The organism is Paraburkholderia metrosideri (genome assembly GCF_904848625.1).
GTDB classification, from domain to species: domain Bacteria; phylum Pseudomonadota; class Gammaproteobacteria; order Burkholderiales; family Burkholderiaceae; genus Paraburkholderia; species Paraburkholderia metrosideri.
In genome coordinates, this window is sequence record NZ_CAJHCP010000001.1 from 518668 (window position 1) to 537239 (window position 18572).

General features: G+C 61.4%; 14 protein-coding genes. 10 read left to right on the forward strand and 4 right to left on the reverse strand.

Annotated elements, in window-relative coordinates; genetic code table 11:
* Positions 1-183: 183 nt before the first annotated feature.
* The 3 genes from otsA to LMG28727_RS02265 all read left to right on the forward strand — a co-directional run bounded on the left by otsA (position 184) and on the right by LMG28727_RS02265 (position 4189).
* Positions 184-1596 (forward strand): alpha,alpha-trehalose-phosphate synthase (UDP-forming), encoded by a 1413-nt coding sequence (otsA, locus tag LMG28727_RS02255; protein WP_201640673.1) that lies wholly within the window; start codon positions 184-186, stop codon positions 1594-1596.
* Positions 1597-1681: 85 nt separating this feature from the next.
* The gene (locus tag LMG28727_RS02260) at positions 1682-2863 is read left to right on the forward strand and encodes an AAA family ATPase (protein WP_201640674.1); all 1182 of its coding nucleotides are present in this window, start codon (positions 1682-1684) and stop codon (positions 2861-2863) included.
* Between the two features lie 258 nt (positions 2864-3121).
* The gene (locus tag LMG28727_RS02265; RefSeq protein WP_201640675.1) at positions 3122-4189 is read left to right on the forward strand and encodes a glycosyltransferase family 4 protein; all 1068 of its coding nucleotides are present in this window, start codon (positions 3122-3124) and stop codon (positions 4187-4189) included.
* Positions 4190-4392: 203 nt separating this feature from the next.
* Here LMG28727_RS02265 and LMG28727_RS02270 read toward each other — a convergent pair whose 3' ends face one another.
* The 3 genes from LMG28727_RS02270 to LMG28727_RS02280 all read right to left on the reverse strand — a co-directional run bounded on the left by LMG28727_RS02270 (position 4393) and on the right by LMG28727_RS02280 (position 6549).
* Positions 4393-4986 carry a BPSL1445 family SYLF domain-containing lipoprotein gene (locus tag LMG28727_RS02270; protein WP_201640676.1) on the reverse strand — a complete coding sequence of 198 codons (594 nt, stop codon included), beginning with the start codon at positions 4984-4986 and terminating at the stop codon, positions 4393-4395.
* Between the two features lie 502 nt (positions 4987-5488).
* Positions 5489-5938: a hypothetical protein gene (locus LMG28727_RS02275; protein WP_201640677.1), complete on the reverse strand. Its 450-nt coding sequence runs from the start codon at positions 5936-5938 to the stop codon at positions 5489-5491.
* 305 nt (positions 5939-6243) lie between these two features.
* A complete protein-coding gene (locus LMG28727_RS02280; RefSeq protein WP_201640678.1) occupies positions 6244-6549 on the reverse strand; it encodes a PsiF family protein in 306 nt (101 codons plus the stop codon).
* A gap of 459 nt (positions 6550-7008) precedes the next feature.
* On the opposite strand from LMG28727_RS02280, the gene LMG28727_RS02285 reads away from it, so the two are divergent.
* Together LMG28727_RS02285 and LMG28727_RS02290 are read left to right on the forward strand one after the other, a co-directional pair.
* Complete coding sequence (locus tag LMG28727_RS02285) at positions 7009-7311, forward strand: YciI-like protein (protein WP_201640679.1); 303 nt, start codon at positions 7009-7011, stop codon at positions 7309-7311.
* Between the two features lie 579 nt (positions 7312-7890).
* Positions 7891-9150, forward strand: a complete 1260-nt coding sequence (locus LMG28727_RS02290; protein ID WP_201640680.1) for a DUF6566 family protein — start codon at positions 7891-7893, stop codon at positions 9148-9150.
* A gap of 164 nt (positions 9151-9314) precedes the next feature.
* On the opposite strand, the gene LMG28727_RS02295 is transcribed toward LMG28727_RS02290, so the two are convergent.
* A complete protein-coding gene (locus LMG28727_RS02295) occupies positions 9315-10871 on the reverse strand; it encodes a mannose-1-phosphate guanylyltransferase/mannose-6-phosphate isomerase (RefSeq protein WP_201640681.1) in 1557 nt (518 codons plus the stop codon).
* Between the two features lie 657 nt (positions 10872-11528).
* On the opposite strand from LMG28727_RS02295, the gene LMG28727_RS02300 reads away from it, so the two are divergent.
* The 5 genes from LMG28727_RS02300 to LMG28727_RS02320 all read left to right on the forward strand — a co-directional run bounded on the left by LMG28727_RS02300 (position 11529) and on the right by LMG28727_RS02320 (position 18557).
* On the forward strand, positions 11529-12926 hold the full coding sequence (locus tag LMG28727_RS02300; protein WP_201640682.1) for an undecaprenyl-phosphate glucose phosphotransferase: 1398 nt from the start codon (positions 11529-11531) through the stop codon (positions 12924-12926).
* A gap of 93 nt (positions 12927-13019) precedes the next feature.
* Entirely contained in the window at positions 13020-14480 is a 1461-nt protein-coding gene (locus tag LMG28727_RS02305) for a UDP-glucose dehydrogenase family protein (protein ID WP_201640683.1), read from the forward strand.
* A gap of 46 nt (positions 14481-14526) precedes the next feature.
* Complete coding sequence (locus LMG28727_RS02310; protein WP_201640684.1) at positions 14527-14988, forward strand: arsenate reductase/protein-tyrosine-phosphatase family protein; 462 nt, start codon at positions 14527-14529, stop codon at positions 14986-14988.
* A complete protein-coding gene (locus LMG28727_RS02315) occupies positions 14982-16199 on the forward strand; it encodes a polysaccharide biosynthesis/export family protein (protein ID WP_201640812.1) in 1218 nt (405 codons plus the stop codon). Before LMG28727_RS02310 ends, LMG28727_RS02315 begins: the two co-directional genes overlap by 7 nt.
* A 159-nt stretch (positions 16200-16358) precedes the next feature.
* Positions 16359-18557: a polysaccharide biosynthesis tyrosine autokinase gene (locus LMG28727_RS02320; RefSeq protein ID WP_201640813.1), complete on the forward strand. Its 2199-nt coding sequence runs from the start codon at positions 16359-16361 to the stop codon at positions 18555-18557.
* Positions 18558-18572: the final 15 nt, after the last annotated feature.

The following is an 18572-nucleotide window of genomic DNA, read 5'->3' on the forward strand; positions in this document are numbered from 1 at the left end:
CGCGCTATAGAACCGATCCCACCTTTGTGCGGTCGAAACGTCCACTCACTCACGAATCCGGCGTGGCCTCGCGTGCTTCACCAGGCCTCGGGCAGTCGCGGTCGCAACGTCATCGCGTTCGCGGCGCGCATCATGCCCGAGGTGCGCAACGCTGCGTCGTGCGAACCAAGGAGGACATGCACTATGGGCCGATTGATCGTCGTGTCGAATCGCGTTGCGACACCCACTGAAACCAAAGGATCGGCGGGCGGGCTGGCTGTCGGCGTGTTCGGCGCGCTAAAGGATGCGGGTGGCGTGTGGTTCGGTTGGAGCGGTGACGTGGTCAGCGAGACCGTCGCCAATGCCGGGCCCACGCTCGAACAGGACGGCGCGGTGACGTTCGCCACGGTGGGCCTCACGCGCAAGGACTACGACCAGTATTACCGCGGTTTTTCGAATGCCACGCTGTGGCCGGTATTCCACTACCGTAACGACCTCGCACGCTATGAACGTGAGGAATATGCGGGCTACCGGCGTGTCAACGCATGGCTCGCGCACAAGCTGATCAAGCTGCTCGAACCCGACGACGTGATCTGGATTCACGACTACCATCTGATCCCGTTCGCCGAAGCGCTGCGCAACGAGGGCATTACAAACCGCATCGGCTTCTTCCTGCACATTCCGTTTCCTGCTCCGCAGATCCTGCTCAACATCCCACCGCACGAGGAACTGGTGAAGTCGCTGTCGTGCTACGACCTGCTGGGCTTCCAGACCGCAACAGACGAAGAAGCCTTCCGGGATTACGTCACCCGTCATGCACGCGGCTCGGTCGGCAAGGACGGCGTCGTCGAAGCATTCGGGCGCAAGCTGCGCACAGGCGTCTACCGGATCGGTGTATTTCCCGACGAAATCGCCGAACAGGCGAAGCGTTACGAAAGCCGTCAGCACGTGCTCGATCTCAAGCAGAGTCTGGAAGGGCGCAAGCTGATTATGAGCGTCGACCGGCTCGATTATTCGAAGGGGCTTGTCGAGCGATTCCGCGCGTTCGAGCAATTGCTGGAGCGCTCGCCGGAGTGGCGTGGCAATGTCACGCTGGTGCAGATTGCGCCGCCCACCCGGTCCGACGTCGCGACTTATCAGAAGATCCGCCAGGACCTCGAGTACGAGGCAGGGCGAATCAATGGCCGGTATTCGGGCCTCGACTACACGCCGATCCGCTATCTGAATCAGCAATACGATCGCTGGAAACTGATGTCGCTATTCCGCGAATCGCAGATCGGCTTCGTCACGCCGTTGCATGACGGCATGAACCTCGTCGCCAAGGAATACGTTGCCGCACAGAATCCCGACGATCCCGGCGTGCTGGTGCTGTCGATTTTCGCGGGTGCGGCGGCGGAGCTGAGCGGCGCGTTGCTGGTCAATCCGCATGACGCAATCGGTATGTGCGAAGCGTTGCAACGCGCGTTGCAAATGCCGCTCGACGCCCGTCAGAGGCGTCACGAGATCAATATGGCGGCGTTGCGCAAGAACGATCTCGGTGTGTGGCGCGATACTTTCCTGAGCGATCTGCGTAGTGTGCCGGTGCAGAAACCGGGCAAGGGCGGCGGGCATAAGTAATGGCGTGGGCCGACGCGATTGTTCCTGAGCGTGGTCCTGTAGGGAGGTGGCGATTCGCCCTTGCCGCGAGGCGACGGGGGCTTGCATGCTAACGACCCTGGCCGTCGCCGGATACCGGTCGTTACGCGAACTGATCGTGCCGCTAGGCCGGCTGAACGTGATCACTGGCCCGAACGGCAGCGGCAAGTCCAGCGTGTACCGTTCGCTGCGCCTGCTCGCGGAAACTGCCCGCGGCGGCGTGATTACGGCACTGGCACGCGAGGGCGGTTTGCCGTCCACGTTATGGGCCGGTCCCGAGCGATTCTCGCGGGCCGTGCTGGCAGGTGAGTTGCCCGTGCAAGGCACGCGGCGCAAGGAGCCGGTCAGCCTTCGGCTCGGCTTCGCCAGCGACGAATTCAGCTACGCGATCGACCTCGGATTACCCGCGCCGGAAATGCCGTCGCCTCTGGTGCCCAGCAAATTCCTGCTTGATCCGATCATCAAGCGCGAATGTATCTGGAGCGGGCCGGTGTTGCGGCCGTCGGCGGTACTGGTCGACCGGCATGGCGTCGCGCTGCGCACGCGCGACGAGAATGGCGACTGGCAGACCGTTCCGCAGCCGGTCGCCAGTTTCGACAGCATGATGACGGAGTTTTCGGACCCGCGCAGTGCGCCCGAAATGATCACGGTTCGCGAGCAGATCCGTTCGTGGCGCTTTTACGACCATTTCCGGACCGATGCCGACGCGGCTGCGCGTATGCCGCAGATCGGCACGCATACGCCGGTGCTGTCCAACGACGGCTCTGACCTTGCTGCCGCACTGCAAACCATCCGCGAGATCGGCGATCCGCTCGCACTCGACAGCGCGATCGACGACGCTTTCCCCGGCTCGCGTCTGGACATCGACACACATGACGGCCGCTTCGAAGTGGTGATGCAGCAGCACGGCTTGCTGCGGCCGCTGAAAGGCGCCGAGTTATCTGACGGTACGTTGCGCTATCTGCTGTTGGTCGCGGCGTTGTTGACGCCGCGTCCGCCCGCGCTGCTCGTGCTGAACGAACCGGAAACGAGCCTGCATCCCGATCTGCTGCCGGCGCTAGCCCGTCTGATCGCACGGGCTTCGGCCCATTCGCAGGTGCTGGTGGTGTCGCATGCGGCGCGTCTGATTTCGGCGCTTGAACGTGAGGAGGCGAGTCAGTCGATCCTGCTGGAGAAACACTTTGGCGCAACCCGTATCGCCGATGCGGACGAGCGCGATATTCCCGCCTGGAAGTGGCCGTCGCGTTAGGTTGGTAAAAGGTTGGCAAACCGGTTGGCAAAGACGCTGCAGGTCGACGGCGGATGTAAGCTGAATGTAACAGCGCGCAGCAAATGCAAGACTCGGCGCCACGCCTGCCCTGGTAGGGAATAATGCTTTGATGCCGGTCGCACCGGCTGGCCGTGTGCGGACTACCGCATTGATTGGATGTAACGGCGCTGTCATACTCGGCGTCGCTGATGTGCACCGCCAGGAGGCGCAAGCCATCAGTCCACGGAGACAGACAACATGAAGATTGCGCAGATCGCCCCCCTGACCGAATCGGTGCCGCCCAAGCTGTACGGCGGTACGGAACGCGTCGTGTCGTATATCACCGAGGCGCTGGTCGAGCTTGGCCATGACGTGACGTTGTTCGCAAGCGGCGACTCCGTCACCAGCGCGAAGCTCGAAGCTGTCTGGCCGCGTGCACTGCGTCTGGACCCGGGCATCCGCGATCGCGTCGCGCCGCACATGCTGTTAATGGAACTCGTGCGCCGCCAGGCCGAAGATTTCGACGTACTGCATTTCCACCTCGACTACTACTCGTTCTCGGTCTTCAAGCGCCAGGAAACGCCTTTTGTCACGACGATGCACGGTCGGCTGGACCTGCCCGAACAGCAGCCGGTGTTCGATACGTTCAACACCGCGCCGGTCATTTCGATCTCTAACGCGCAACGTCATCCGTTGCCGCAGGCCAGGTGGCTGACCACCGTTTATCACGGGCTGCCGGAGCAGCTTTACACGCCGCAGCCCGTCGAACAGAAATACCTCGCGTTTCTCGGCCGTATCTCGCCGGAAAAGCGCGTCGACACGGCCATCCGGATTGCCGGCCGCTGCGGTATGCAGATTCGCATTGCAGCGAAGGTAGACGAAGCCGACCGCGAATACTTCGAGCGCGAGATCAGGCCGTTGCTGGACTTGCCGTACGTCGAATTCATCGGCGAAATCGCCGATGGTCAGAAAGCCGAGTTTCTGTCCGGCGCCCATGCGCTGCTGTTCCCGATCGACTGGCCGGAGCCGTTCGGCCTCGTCATGATCGAAGCAATGGCGTGCGGCACTCCGGTCATCGCGTTCAATCGCGGTTCGGTGCCGGAAGTGCTGGAAGATGGCGTGACGGGCTTTATCGTCGAAGACGAGATTGGTGCGGTGGCGGCGATCAACCGTCTGCACAAGATGCCGCGTGCGGGCGTGCGGCAACGCTTCGAGGAGCGCTTCACGTCGCACCGGATGGCGCAGCAGTATGTGGACGCGTATCAGTCCGTCATTCGTGCGCAGAAGCGATCACGCTTCAAGGTCATCGATACGTCGGGAACCTGAGCGGGGCCGTGTTGGCTCGCGTTGTCCTGATTGGGCAAGTCGAGCGACCAATAAAAAAGAACGGCGGTGTGCAATGCACATCGCCGTTTTTTATACCGCCCGAGGTTTGCAACGCGTGCGCGCTGAAGCTCGTGTCAAGTTACTGCTGCGTGCCGGCGACGAAAGCCCACACGCAGCTCAATGCAACCGGTGCGCGTCGCCCCTTAAATCTTCAGGCGCGTCACTTTGGTGCCCGCTAGCGACAGGTCGCCCATCAGGCCGGCATTGGTCAGCACGAATGCCTCGACCGGCGCGGTTGCCGTGTTCGAGTCGATTGCGCCGTTTGCGCCGACCGTGATCAGCGCGACCGATGCGTCACCGCCAACCGACCAGCCGTCGGCATTGCGGAATCTGTCGAGCGCGTCCTGCGTCATGAACAGGAAGATCAGGGCCTTCGACTGCGCGCCAGCCTGCAGCCCGAACGAGCCGGAGATCGTGCTGTAGTAGCCGACGGTGCTGCCGCCGACACGCAGTGCACCTTCGCCGTACTGACCGCCGACGATGAAGCCCGCTTGCAGAACCGACGGGAACACCAGCACGCCGCGCGCCTTCGAAACCAGTTCACGCGAACCCTTCACCGTGGTGAACAGCCGCGACATGGTGCCGTCGACACTGGCGTCGATCGACTGCCGTTTGGATTCATTGGTTGATGAGGTGCCCTTGTTGCTATCCGAGCCGGTTGTTGTACAACCCGCGAGTGCAAGGCCTCCGAAAGCGAGCGCAGCGGTAGTCTTCAGCATGAAGTTTCGTCTTTGCATCGTTTTTCTCCGTCATGGTTCCGGGGCGCAACCCCAGTAAGAGTGCTAGGTCGCTTTTAAGTTATATCACACGGGAGCGCAAATAGCGCATTTCGCCGGTAGGCGAAAAGCCTTACGCGGCGGGGCTTTGCGGCGAATCGTAAGGTCTCTGGCTGTAATTTTGACCGGCTTCGCGAAGCGCCACGAACGCTTCGTATGACGTGATTGATTCGACGGTTTATGACTCGCGCCTGGTTCGCGCCTGGCGTGAAGGCTGCGAAGGGACGCTGATTGACGGCCGATCAAGCTGGCCTTTTTTACCGATTTTCGTGTGCGATGTATCGATGAAATCAAATTGAAAGTGTTGTTTGCGCGCAGCAGTTGCGGCTGTAGGGGGCCAGCCGGCGGCGAGGGGGAGCGAGGAAGGATGGGTGGCAGCGAAGCGCATGCCAGAAAACCGCGCCTACGTTTGAGCGGCGCAGTTCCACCGTCGTGATTTGCACGAGCGTCGGCATGGCCGTGGTCACCCATGGTTGGCTGGACTTTTCACCGGCGGCGGCCGGCGCAACGCGCGGCGCACCATGCCGATCAGTAAACCGATCAGAAACAGTACGACTGCCGGCACGACCCAATAGCCGACGAACGCATGCCACAAGTAAGACATCAGCGTAGTGCGCCGCACACTGTATTCATGGATCGCATCCTTCTGATGCGGCAGGTTGGCGGCCAGCACATCGGCCGGACAGCCTGCGGCTTGCGCCTCTTCGGGCATCCCATGACAGCGCGCGGGGGCGCCGGCGGCGCGTTGTGCGTCGGTGAAATTCCAGGTGGTCAACTCACGGTTGAGGTCGACGGCGTTATAGGCCATTTCCTCGCGGATTTCGTTGACCGCCACGATCGCCACGGGCACGGCCCAGAATACGATGACGACGAGCCACCGCCTCAACCAGCGGTTTTTATGCTTCGATACCATCCTTGCCTCCAATCGATGCTCAGCAGCACCAACGACAAGATGGCGGCCCGTCTAATGTGGTTGATTTATATCTGGGGGGGTGGGCCGTCTCCGCAGCCATCATAGAAGAAAATGGCGGGTTAGGGCGGGCGGACTGCGACGGGGCGACGGGACGAGCGGCGGAAGAAGAAGACGGACGGGTGGCCGCGCCAGCCGACAGCGCGGCCCAATCAGCACGATGAGCGTTCCAGCAACCCGATGAACGAAAGGACCAACGCCGGCACCGCGCGCTCGCCACTCGCGTTCATCAAGCGAGAACGCCGCAATCAGTTAGCCGGCGCGGACGACAGGCACGTCTTCATGAACGCCTTGCGGTCGTCGCCCTTCTTGCCGGTGGCCTGCGTGTTACACACCTTCATTTTTTCCTGCTGGGTCATCGGCGCGGCCGCGGGTTTGGACGACAGGCACGTTTTCATGAACGCCTTGCGGTCATCGCCTTTCTTGTCGCCCGCCTGCTTGTTACAGTCGGCCATTTTCGTTTGCTGGCTGTTCTGCGCGAATGCCGGAGTGAACATGGGTGACGTAAGGACAGCGCCGAGCACCAGCGTAGCAATAGCGGATTGGATTTTCATGTGACACTCCATCGGTGGTGAAAACGTTTTTGGTCGTTCATGCGCGTGGGTGTCAACGGCATCCAGGGACCCGCGGCGCATCCATTATGGCAAATGCTGTCTGCGAGAACGGACAAAAGCGCATTCCGGTTGACAGCCTGGGCCACTCGTTTTCCCTCGGCATACGGACATCGCAGCGGGCTTCATGCGACGCTGCCGTTTGAAACAGGCGAATGAACGGCGTAATAAAATACGCTATGCATTCCAGATCAATTGAAATGGCAATTTCAAACGATTTAGCCTACCTGCTATTCAATCAGGATGATAAAAAATTGAAAATGCTTTTCGCATTGCTGCGAATGCACCCGAATAGTAAATCGGCATAAAATTCCGCCGGCGATCGCGTGAGTAATTCTGGCCAGACAAGCGGCCGGCGGTCGTCACTGACTCGCACCCGAAGCTGGCCATAGGAGGCTCGCCATGCACTATCTGTTGATGTACGACCTTGTGTCCGACTACCTCGAGCGACGCGGCGAGCACCGCGACGAGCATCTGAAACTCGCATGGGCGGCGGCGGATCGCGGTGAACTGTTGCTGGGCGGCGCATTCGCCGATCCCACCGATGGCGCCGTACTACTCTTCAGCGGCGACTCAGCCGCTGCCGCCGAAGCCTTTGCCAGAGCCGATCCGTATGTGCGGGCAGGACTCGTCGCGGGTTGGCGGGTGCGGGCGTGGAGCACCGTCGTGGGCGAGGCAGCGGCAAAGCCAGTACGCGTCACGTAGCCCACATAGTGGCATCGGAGGCAGTGACAAAAAGTCGGGCGGGGCTCACCTACACGCGTAGATGAGCGCCCCACACGATGCAATTCCCAGCGCGCATATTTTCGGCCGCCGCACTGCGTGCTGGTGTAACGGGAGCTATAGGCAGATCCAAAAAAATACGTCGAAATAGCATGCCGGCTGCTCTACTAATTCATAAAATCAATTCAGTGGTCCTGCGTGCTGTGGTGCTGTGCAATAACGCGCTTCGTCGCTGGATCCGACAGTACTTCTGTTACCGCAATACGTGAAACGACGCAGCGAAAAGGACAAGATTGTTTCTATCCGTAACACTTGTCTCAAGCGTATTCACGCAAACCCTGGTGGTGGTATGCTTCGTGCACAAATTCTCCCATGCACGAGTGAGACCACGTTTTGTGCTTCGCAATAGGGACAAACCGCACTAAGTCAGGGCGGTATTGACCAGACACCAGAACGTACAAAACATATTTGTGCAACCGCGGGGCTGCACACGAATCGTGAAAGCTGAATTCGTGGCGGGCCCAAAGCCGCGGCCAGGCCAGGCTGCGTGGAGAAAACCCAATGTTTTTCGATGAGCTAAGCAATGACGAATGGGCGCTGCTGGCAGTGCTTGTTTCCGATGAGCCGGCCGTCCGTCTGAACCGACGCGGCCGGCCCCGCGCCGAACCGCGCATCGTCGCGAATGCCGTCCTGTGGATTCTGACAACCGGCGAGCCCTGGTCGAAACTGCCAGGCCGCTATCCGTCCGGGCCTACGTGCCGGCGGCGGTTCGAAGAGTGGCAACTGAACGGCACTCTCCTCGAGATGGTTCGGCTGTTGTCGCAAACCGGGCGTACGTTCGCGTACATTCCGCAACCGGCTCCGCCAGTGGCGGCCAAACCCGTGACTCCGGTCACGGAGGCCCCCAGCATGCGCGAGGACGGGCTGCGTGGTGTGTCGTGGAAAAGCCCTGAATCATGGCAGGCGCCTCGCGTGTCGAGCACGCTGGGCAACTGGCGTTCGGCCGATCCTATCGCCGATATCACGCGGCAACTGTCCGGCCTCTCGCAGGGGGCGCCGGCGGTGCGCGCGCGTCCGTTGCCTGCCACACCCGCAGCGGTTGTGGCGCGCTCAACCGTGCGCGCCGATCTGCCGGTGAGAACGGGAGAGGCGAGTGCGGTGGGCATGGCGATGGAACAACTCGATTCCGCGATCGCGTCGGCACGCCGTTCGGCCTATGCACCGGACGACGCTCCGCGCAGTCCGCTGTCAATGAGTCTCGCGCCACGTGGCATGCAGGTCGCCGATCGTGACGGCTATCTGATCTACACCGTGGCCGAGCAGGTGCCTAACGCAATGTATCGCGCGTCGGCGGAAATCATGAAGGACGGCAGGCGCGTCGAGCGCTCCGGACTCGTGGGCCCACGCTTTGCCGATGAGGCCGAGGCGCAGCAGTACGCGCTCGAATGGGCGCGGCAGTGGATCGATCGGGACTGCGTCGCGCAGACTGCGGCCGAACCCGCGTCACCGGCGTTGAGCCAGGCCGCTACGACCCAGCAATCGACTCCGTCGACCCAGGCATCGACTCAGGCATCCACTCACACACCAGTGGCTCGCCCGTTGCCGGCGTTGCGTCACGTGCCCGAACCCGTCACCGTGAATCACGGCGCGCCGCTGCACGGCCCGCTCAATGCGTTTCGCGGACCACTGCGCCGTTATCCCGGCGAAGCGTTTGCCGCGACTGCGACAACGTCGTCCGTTGCAGCCAACGCGGTCACCGAAAGCACCGCATCAGACCGTTTTTCGTCGACCTATATAGAACTCATCTCCCACGCGGGATGAGCACGCAGTACCCCGCGGCCGGTAGGAGCAACCGCCGCAGGTTCCCGCTTCATTCGTTGTGATCTACCGCTGTTGCTTGCGTGGTTGCCCGAGTTGTTACCTGAGTCGTTACCCGAGTTGCCGTCCGGCTGACATGGTTCGCCGATGACACCCGTTGGCGCGCATTACTGGCGTCCGTATGTGTCGTCGAAGCGCACGATGTCGTCTTCGCCGAGATACGAGCCGGACTGGACCTCGATCATTTCGAGCGGCATCTTGCCCGGGTTTTCGAGTCGGTGGGTGACACCCAGCGGAATATAGGCCGACTCGTTTTCGGAGACGATAAAGCGCTCTTCACCCCGCGTGACGAGTGCGGTGCCGCGCACGACAATCCAGTGTTCCGCGCGGTGGTGATGCATTTGCAGCGACAGGCGCGCACCCGGTTTCACGACAATGCGCTTGACCTGGAAACGCTCGCCGGTGTCGACGGAATCGTAATTGCCCCATGGGCGATGCACCTTGCGATGGTTGGCCGCTTCGGCGCCGCCGTCGTTGCGGATGCGTCCAACGATCTTCTTGACGTCCTGCACGCGCGACTTGTCGGCGACCAGAATCGCGTCGGGCGTTTCGACGACGACCAGATCCTGCGTGCCCACGCAGGCAATCAGGCGTCCCTCGGAGTGAGCGAAGGTCGACGTGGCGCCTTCGAACATCACCCGGCCGCGTGCCACGTTCTGGTCCGCGTCTTTCTCGGAGATGTCCCAGATCGCGTCCCACGAACCGACGTCGGACCAGCCGGCTTGCAGCGGCACGACCACGCCCGACGCCGCGCGCTGATCGCCGCTGAGCTTTTCCATCACCGCGTAGTCGATCGAATTCGACGGCGATGCGCTGAACGCGTCGCGTTGCAGGCGGAAGAAGTCGCCGTCCGATTTGCCACCTGCGAAGGCTGCTTCGCAAGCTTCGTAAATCGCCGGTTGGAAGTGGCGAATGGCCTTCAACCACGTCGACGCACGCATGATGAAAATGCCGCTATTCCACCAGTATTCCTGCGATTCGATATAGCGCTGCGCGAGTTCGAGATGTGGCTTCTCGACAAAGCGGTCGAGCTGACGTACCACGATATTTTCCGTTGATTCGCCATCCGAATCAATGCCGACGCCTTCAGTTGTACCAAGCGCTGCGCCGACACGAATGTACCCATAGCCGGTTTCTGCACGCGTCGGCACGATGCCCATCGTGACGATATGACCGGCTGCGGCATGCTGCACGCCTGCCGATACAGCCGCCTGAAATCCTTTGCCGTCGGTCACCGCGTGATCGGCGGGCATCACGACCATGATGCCGTCCTCGTCCTGCGCGGCGATCGACATCGCAGCAACAGTCAGCGCCGGCGCCGTATCGCGGCCAGCGGGTTCGAGAATCAGCCGCGTCGGTTTGCCGCTCGTGCGCAATTGCTCGGCGGTGGTGAAGCGCTGTTCTTCGTTGGCGACAACGACGAGTTGTCCGCTAAGCGGATAACCCGCTTCGAGTCCATCGAGTCGGTGCGTGGTGGATTGCAGCAGTGAATCGTCGCCGAGCAGACCGATTAACTGCTTCGGATGCTGCTCGCGCGACATCGGCCACAACCGTGTGCCGGAGCCGCCCGCCAGAATCACGGGATGAACCTTGAGCTTGACGTTCAGGGGCGTAGCTTGAGTGGACCGGGTGTCGGCAGACTTGGCCGTGACCGGAGCTGTCATGATGAACTCCTCGAGGCTGGGTGAATGCGTCGAGATTTAACACGAGTTCTCGAATCAATAAAAGCGCGTTAAATGAAAACTATATAAAACGAATAATAAAATTAGATGCGCGATGAAGGAAAAATGTCCGATGGATTTATAAAAAAGAAAAATTACCCGAAAAAATTCAGCGGCGATTTTTTTACCCGATTTTCTGCGTCAGAATGACGTCACAGGGTGCACCGAAAGCTTCGTAGGGAAGCCAGCGAGCGGAGTATTCAATACTTGCACGAAGGCCGGAAAAAGGCCTCCGACGCGTCGAAAACGGTAACAGTTGCCGAGCAAAAGTCGGAAAAAATGACGAAATATTGACCGATACAATTTGAGATATTTTGCTGTCTTGCAGTGCGAATTTTAATATCGCTTTATCTATACCTGTACAAGGGTATTCACTCATTCCGACACATCTTTTCTGATCCGGTCGCTCAGGCAATTTCATGGGCGTTGGCGGGATCGGGAAATGGAAGGGCAATAGCACCGGTTCAATCAGTTTCGCGTTGCGTATTGATTTGCGCGACGCGAATGCCGGCGTTGCGCGCTCATCCCGCGGAGTTGATGTGCAACGGAATTTCAACCAATCAACGGACGACACTTGACTGACGAACTGAGGGGCCGCGCATGCTGAGCGTTCTATCGAGAATCATCGACATCGCCATGGTCGCGCTGGGCGCTGCCATCGCGGCGGCCATGCGCAGCGGGAAAGTCGTGTGGCTGGACGATATGCAAAGCGTGTCGCTCGCGTTTGGCTGCCTGCTGATGGTGGTGTTTTTCCCGGCGCTGGGTATCTACCAGTCGTGGCGCGGCAAGCCGCTCTACGACCTGCTGTCGCGCGTCGCAGGCGGCTGGTTGATGGTGGAGATCACCGGTGTGCTGATCAGCTTCAGCCTGCACCGCTCGGACAGCCTGTCGCGGTTGTGGCTCGTGTACTGGGCGCTCGCCACGGTCGTGCTGCTGATCATCACCAAGGTCATCGTCTATTCGATTCTGCGCGGACTGCGTCGCGAAGGGTTTAACCAGCGCGCGGTGGCGATCGTCGGTGGCGCGCCATATGGGCGCTTTCTGATCGAGCAGATGCGCAGCCGCCCGGAGGCGGGCTTCAGCCCGGTCGTGCTGTTCGATGAAGACGGCACGATCAATCCGTACGAAGACCCCGACGCGGACAATTCGATCGAAGGCGTGCCGGTCGAGCGCGACTATCAGCGGATGATCCAACTCGTACGCCAACGCTCGATCCGCGAATTGTGGCTGGCGCTGCCGATTTCGAAAGAGAAGGCCATCCATCGCTTCGTGATGGATCTGCGCAACGACTTCGTGAATATCCGCTTCATTCCGGATGTGCGCAGTCTCACGCTGTTCAATCAACCGATGGTCGAACTGCTCGGCGTGCCCGCCATCAACCTGGCCGCGTCGCCGATCACCGATCTGCGCGTGCTGCCCAAGCGCGTATTCGACCGTCTGTTCGCGCTCGCCGCATTGACGGCGCTGGCGCCGCTGATGATCGCGATCGCCGTGATGGTGAAGATCAGCTCGCCGGGACCGGTGTTCTTCCGTCAGAAACGCAAGGGCATCGACGGCAATCAGTTCGAGATCTACAAATTCCGCTCGATGAAGATGCACAAGGAAGAGGCCGGCAAGATCACCCAGGCCACGCGCCGCGATCCGCGTATCACCGCGGTCGGTGCGTTTCTGCGCCGCACGAGCCTCGATGAGTTGCCGCAATTCATCAACGTGCTGCGTGGCGAGATGTCGGTGGTCGGCCCGCGTCCTCACGCGCTCGAACACGACGACATCTACAAGGATCTGGTGAAGGGCTATATGCACCGCTACCGGATCAAGCCGGGCATCACCGGTTGGGCGCAGATCAACGGCTATCGCGGCGAAACCGACCGCATCGAAAAAATGATGGGGCGCGTCAAGCTCGATCTGTACTACATGCAGCACTGGACCTTCTGGCTCGACATCAAGATCGTCGTGCTGACGCTGTGGAAGGGCTTCGCGGGTAGCAACGCGTATTGAGTCCGGGCCGTGCAGAGCGCTTCGCGTCAGCTGCAATGGCCGCGCTCCTGAATCAACTTCACCGAATCAACTCCTTTTTCCGAGGTGCAACACATGAACCTGACGATCATCGGTAGTGGCTACGTAGGCCTCGTGACGGGCGCCTGTCTGGCCGACATCGGCCACGATGTGTTCTGTCTCGACGTCGATCAGCGCAAGATCGACGTGCTCAACAACGGCGGCGTGCCGATCCATGAACCGGGTCTGCAGGAAATCATCGCGCGCAATCGCAAAGCAGGGCGCCTGACATTTTCGACCGACATCGAAGCGGCGGTCGCACACGGCGATATCCAGTTCATCGCGGTCGGCACACCGTCCGACGAAGACGGCTCCGCCGACCTGCAATACGTGCTGGCCGCTGCGCGCAATATCGGCCGGCATATGACGGGCTTCAAGGTGATCGTCGATAAATCGACGGTGCCGGTCGGTACGGCGTCGCGCGTGCGCGACGTGGTGGCCGCAGAACTCGCGTCACGTCATGTCGATCATATGTTCTCGGTGGTGTCGAACCCCGAGTTCCTGAAAGAAGGCGCCGCCGTCGAAGACTTCACGCGGCCCGACCGCATCGTGCTCGGTTGCGATGAAGACGTGCCTGGCGAAAAGGCGCGCGAACTGATCAAACGCCTCTATGCACCGTTTAACCGCAATCGCGAACGCACGCTGTATATGGACGTGCGCTCCGCCGAATTCACCAAGTACGCTGCCAACGCGATGCTCGCCACGCGTATTTCGTACATGAACGAACTGGCTAATCTGGCCGATCGTGTCGGTGCGGATATCGAAGCGGTGCGCCGTGGTATCGGCTCCGATCCGCGCATTGGCTACGACTTTCTGTATGCCGGTTGCGGTTACGGCGGCTCGTGTTTTCCGAAGGACGTGCAGGCCCTGATCCGCACGGCCGCCGAGCAGGGATCGAATCTGCGCATTCTCGAAGCGGTGGAAGCCGTCAACGACACGCAGAAGAAGATCCTCGCGCACAAGATCGTCGCGCGTCTGGGCGAAGACCTGTCGGACCGCACGTTCGGCGTGTGGGGGCTCGCGTTCAAGCCGAATACCGACGACATGCGCGAAGCGCCGTGCCGTCCGCTGATCGCCGAATTGCTGCGCCGTGGCGCGAAGGTGAAGGCGTATGACCCGGTTGCCATCGACGAAGCGAAACGGGTTTTCGCGCTGGATCTGCAGGACGTGCCGCAACAGCATGCGCGCCTGACGTTCGTGAACGACGAGATGGAAGCGGCCGACGGCGCCGATGCGCTGGTGATCCTCACCGAATGGAAAGTCTTCAAGAGCCCGGACTTCGGCTCGCTGAAGCAGATCCTGCAGACACCGCTAATTTTCGACGGCCGCAATCTGTACGAGCCGGACGCGCTGCTCGAACTCGGTATCGAGTATCACGCGATTGGCCGTCAGCACGCGCTGCGCAATGCGCCGGCGCGAGTCGGCGCGAACGGCCTGCCGCTCGCTCATGCGGTTGCGGGTGCCGAAGCGGTGAAAACCGCTGCAATCAGCGGCTGATTCGTCGCATCACCGCGCCACCATTCGCGTCAACGGGGAGCCTGCCATGTTCGCCAACGTTCTGATCGTCTGCCACGCCAATGTGTGCCGCTCGCCGGCTGCGGAAATGCTGTTCAAGGCACGCCAGCGCGCGGTCGCCCAGGCGCGGCGGTCCACCGCGCCGATCGCGTTTCATTCGGCGGGTCTGCGTGCGATGAATGGCCACGGCATGGACCCGGTCATGCAACGCCTGCTCGCCGAGCAAGGCGTTGAATCTGGCATTCACTACTCGCGGCGGCTCGATCGCCAACTCGTGCGCTCCGCCGATCTCGTGCTCGTCACCGAGCGCGCGCAGGTGAGCGACGTCGAAGCACTCGATCCGGCCTCGCGCGGCAAGGTCTATCCGCTCGGCAAATGGGAAGACGATTCCGACGTCGCCGATCCGCACGGTGGCGCGGAAACCGCATACAGGGAGAGTCTCGTGCTCATCGAACATCTGGTCATGGGATGGCTAAAAAAAATATGCTGATGAAAAAACTCACTGCAAACTCATTCGCGAATCTCGGTTCGAAGGTCGGATCGACATTTGCCGCCACGCTTTTGCTGACGTCCTTTCTGTCGGCTTGTGCCACCGCACCGGGTAACTATCTCGACTCGTCGCGTCTGAAGGACGATGGTCAGACGCCCACCGAAACGTACCCGGTCCATCTGATCGATGCCAACCTGATCGTCGCGCAGGCGCAAGCCGCCGCATCGAAAACGCAGGAACTGCCGACCTCGGCCATCGCCGACCCGTCGCAGTACGTGTACCGCCTTTCGCCGCAGGACATTCTCGGGATCACCGTGTGGGATCACCCGGAATTGACCACGCCGCAGGGCAGCACGCTGTCGGCGGGCGGCAACACCACGCAGTCGATCGGAGGCGCGTTGCAGCAGCCGTACACCGCTGCGCTGCCTGGCCAGGCCGATCCGTACGGCCAGACCATTGCCGCCGACGGCACCATCTTCTTCCCGTTTGTTGGCCGCATTCAGGCCGCCGGCAAGACCGCGGGCCAGTTGCGCGATCAGCTCGCGAGCGGCCTGGTCCGCTATATCCGCAACCCGCAGGTCGACGTGCGGGTGCTGTCGTATCGCGGACAGAAAGTGCAGGTCACCGGTGAAGTGAAAACGCCGGGCCCGCTCGCCATCAGCGACGTGCCGCTCACGCTGGTCGACGCCATCACCCGCTCGGGCGGCACGAATTCGGATGCCGACATCCAGCGCGTGCGCCTCACGCGCAACCACAAGCTTTACGTGCTCGACGCCGACCGGATGCTCGACAAAGGCGACACGACGCAGAACGTGATGCTGCAAAACAACGACGTGATCAACGTGCCGGACCGCACCGATAGCCGCGTGTTCGTGATGGGTGAAGTGAAGACGCCGATCCAGTTGCCGATCATTCGCGGCCGCATGACGATCGCCGATGCGCTGACGCAAGGCGGCGGCATTCTCGATACCGACGCCAATCCGCGGCAGATCTTCGTGATGCGCGGCATGAAGGACCACCCGACCACGCCGGAAGTGTTCCGCCTCGATATGACGCAACCGGACTCGATCATGCTGTCGTCGCAGTTCCAGTTGAAGCCGCTTGACGTCGTGTATGTCGGCACGGCTGCCTCGACCACGTTCAACCGTGTGTTGCAGCAGGTTCTGCCGAGCGTGCAGACGCTGTTCTATCTGAAACAACTGACGCGCTGAACGTCTGAGCCGTAGACAGGCCCGCGCCGCATTGCCCATCGAGGATGCAGCGCGGGACCGAAGCAAACGCCGAGGCTGACCGCTGACGCACAACGCTGAAGCGCAAGCCTTAAGCAAACGATACGGGATCGAATTGTGAGCAATCAAATCTCTCCACACATGGCTGGTCCGATCAAGACCGAAGAAGAAGACATCGTCCTCGGACAACTGGTGCAGGTGATCCTCGACGACATCTGGTGGTTGCTTGCGATCGCCGGGGTGATCGTCGCGCTGGCCGCCGCGTACTGCTACCTCGCCAAGCCGACTTATTCGGCGGATGCGCACGTGCGCGTCGAAACCTCGGACAACACGTCGCAGGCGCTGACGCAGACGCAAACCGGCGCCGCGATCACCACCGGCTCGACGTCGCTGCCGACCGACGCCGAGATCGAGATCATCAAGAGCCGGGGCGTGGTTGGCCCGGTCGTGCAGCAGTTGAAGCTGAACTTCAGCGTCACGCCGAAGACCTTCCCGCTGCTCGGCAGCATCGCCGCGCGGATGGCGACACCGGGGCAGCCGGCGCGTCCGTGGCTCGGCCTCAAGTCGTATGCATGGGGCGGTGAAATCGTCGATGTCGATTCGATCGATGTGATTCCCGCACTCGAAGGCCAGAAGCTCACGCTGACCGTCCTCGACGACCAGCACTACGAACTGCACGCGGATAACGGCGCGTTGCTGCTGCGCGGCCAGGTTGGCCAGCAGGCGCAAGGCGGTGGCGTGACGATCCTGATCAACAAGCTGGTGGCCCGTGCGGGTCAGGAATTCACGGTGATGCGCGCGAACGACCTCGACGCGATCACCGCGTTCCAGTCGGCGATCACGGTGCAGGAACAGGGCAAGCAGACCGGCGTGATCCAGATTTCGCTGGAAGACAAGAGCCCCGAACACGCGGCGCTGGTCGCCAACGCGCTGGCGCAGTCGTACGTACGCCAGCACGTGGAAAGCAAGCAGGAAGACGCCATCAAGATGCTCGCGTTCCTGAAGAGCGAAGAGCCGCGTCTGAAGTCCGACCTGGAACGCGCCGAAGCTGCGTTGACCGCCTATCAGCGTCAGTCGGGTTCGATCAATGCCAGCGACGAGGCGAAGGTCTACCTCGAAGGCAGCATGCAGTACGAGCAGCAGATCGCAGGCTTGCGTCTGCAGATGGCGCAGTTGACGGAACGTTATGGCGACGACCATCCGACGTTGGTCGCCGCACGTGAACAGATGGCCGAATTGCAGGCGCAACGCGCGAAATACGCAGACCGTTTCCGCGATTTGCCGGCGACCGAGGTGAAGGCCGTGCAGTTGCAGCGTGACGCGAAGGTCGCTGAAGACATCTACGTGCTGCTGCTGAACCGCGTGCAGGAGTTGTCGGTGCAGAAAGCGGGCACCGGCGGCAACGTGCATATCGTCGACGTCGCGCTGCGCCCGGGTGCGCCGGTCAAGCCGAAGAAGATGCTGATCCTGTCGGCGGCGGTGATTCTCGGGCTGATTGCAGGCACGGGCTTTGTGTTCCTGCGCCGCAATATGTTCAAGGGTATCGACGATCCGGATCACATCGAGCGCGCTTTCCATCTGCCGGTATTCGGTCTCGTGCCGCAAAGCGCTGAACAGGCATTGCTCGAAAGCGGCTTCGAGCGCGGCGGCGAACGTCTGCGCTCGGTGCTGGCGACCGCGCGTCCCAAGGATGTCACGATCGAAAGTCTGCGCAGTCTGCGCACCTCGATGCAGTTCACGATGATGGACGCGCGCAACCGCATCGTCATGTTGACGGGCCCGATGGCCGGTGTCGGCAAGAGCTTCCTGACGGCGAACCTCGCCGTGCTGCTCGCGAATTCCGGCAAGCGTGTGCTGCTGATCGACGGCGATATGCGGCGCGGCGTGCTGGAACGCTACATGGGTGGCGCGCAGGACAACGGTATGTCCGAATTGCTGAGCGGGCAGATCTCGCTTGAAGAAGCGATCCGCAGCACCAGCGTGGAAGGGCTGAGTTTCGTGGCGTGCGGCCGCCGTCCGCCGAATCCGTCGGAACTGCTGATGTCGCCACGTCTGCCGCAATACCTCGATGGACTCGCGAAACGCTACGACGTGATCCTGATCGACACGCCGCCGGTGCTGGCCGTGACCGATGCGTCGATCATCGGCGCGTATGCGGGCTCGACCTTCTTCGTGATGCGCTCGGGCATGCATAGCGAAGGCGAGATCGCCGATTCGCTCAAGCGCCTGCGTGCCGCGGGCGTGCAGGTGCAGGGCGGTATTTTCAACGGCATGCCGGCACGCTCGCGGGGCGGTTACGACCGGGGTTATGCAGCGGTTCAGGAATATCTGAGCACCTGATCGAAGGCACCTAAG

Excerpts from the sequence above, each read along its gene's own strand:
- otsA (WP_201640673.1), top strand. The coding sequence starts at position 184 with ATGGGCCGATTGATCGTCGTGTCGAATCGCGTTGCGACACCCACTGAA.
- LMG28727_RS02260 (WP_201640674.1), top strand. The coding sequence starts at position 1,682 with ATGCTAACGACCCTGGCCGTCGCCGGATACCGGTCGTTACGCGAACTG.
- LMG28727_RS02265 (WP_201640675.1), top strand. The coding sequence starts at position 3,122 with ATGAAGATTGCGCAGATCGCCCCCCTGACCGAATCGGTGCCGCCCAAG.
- LMG28727_RS02270 (WP_201640676.1), bottom strand. The coding sequence starts at position 4,986 with ATGCAAAGACGAAACTTCATGCTGAAGACTACCGCTGCGCTCGCTTTC.
- LMG28727_RS02275 (WP_201640677.1), bottom strand. The coding sequence starts at position 5,938 with ATGGTATCGAAGCATAAAAACCGCTGGTTGAGGCGGTGGCTCGTCGTC.
- LMG28727_RS02280 (WP_201640678.1), bottom strand. The coding sequence starts at position 6,549 with ATGAAAATCCAATCCGCTATTGCTACGCTGGTGCTCGGCGCTGTCCTT.
- LMG28727_RS02285 (WP_201640679.1), top strand. The coding sequence starts at position 7,009 with ATGCACTATCTGTTGATGTACGACCTTGTGTCCGACTACCTCGAGCGA.
- LMG28727_RS02290 (WP_201640680.1), top strand. The coding sequence starts at position 7,891 with ATGTTTTTCGATGAGCTAAGCAATGACGAATGGGCGCTGCTGGCAGTG.
- LMG28727_RS02295 (WP_201640681.1), bottom strand. The coding sequence starts at position 10,871 with ATGACAGCTCCGGTCACGGCCAAGTCTGCCGACACCCGGTCCACTCAA.
- LMG28727_RS02300 (WP_201640682.1), top strand. The coding sequence starts at position 11,529 with ATGCTGAGCGTTCTATCGAGAATCATCGACATCGCCATGGTCGCGCTG.
- LMG28727_RS02305 (WP_201640683.1), top strand. The coding sequence starts at position 13,020 with ATGAACCTGACGATCATCGGTAGTGGCTACGTAGGCCTCGTGACGGGC.
- LMG28727_RS02310 (WP_201640684.1), top strand. The coding sequence starts at position 14,527 with ATGTTCGCCAACGTTCTGATCGTCTGCCACGCCAATGTGTGCCGCTCG.
- LMG28727_RS02315 (WP_201640812.1), top strand. The coding sequence starts at position 14,982 with ATGCTGATGAAAAAACTCACTGCAAACTCATTCGCGAATCTCGGTTCG.
- LMG28727_RS02320 (WP_201640813.1), top strand. The coding sequence starts at position 16,359 with ATGGCTGGTCCGATCAAGACCGAAGAAGAAGACATCGTCCTCGGACAA.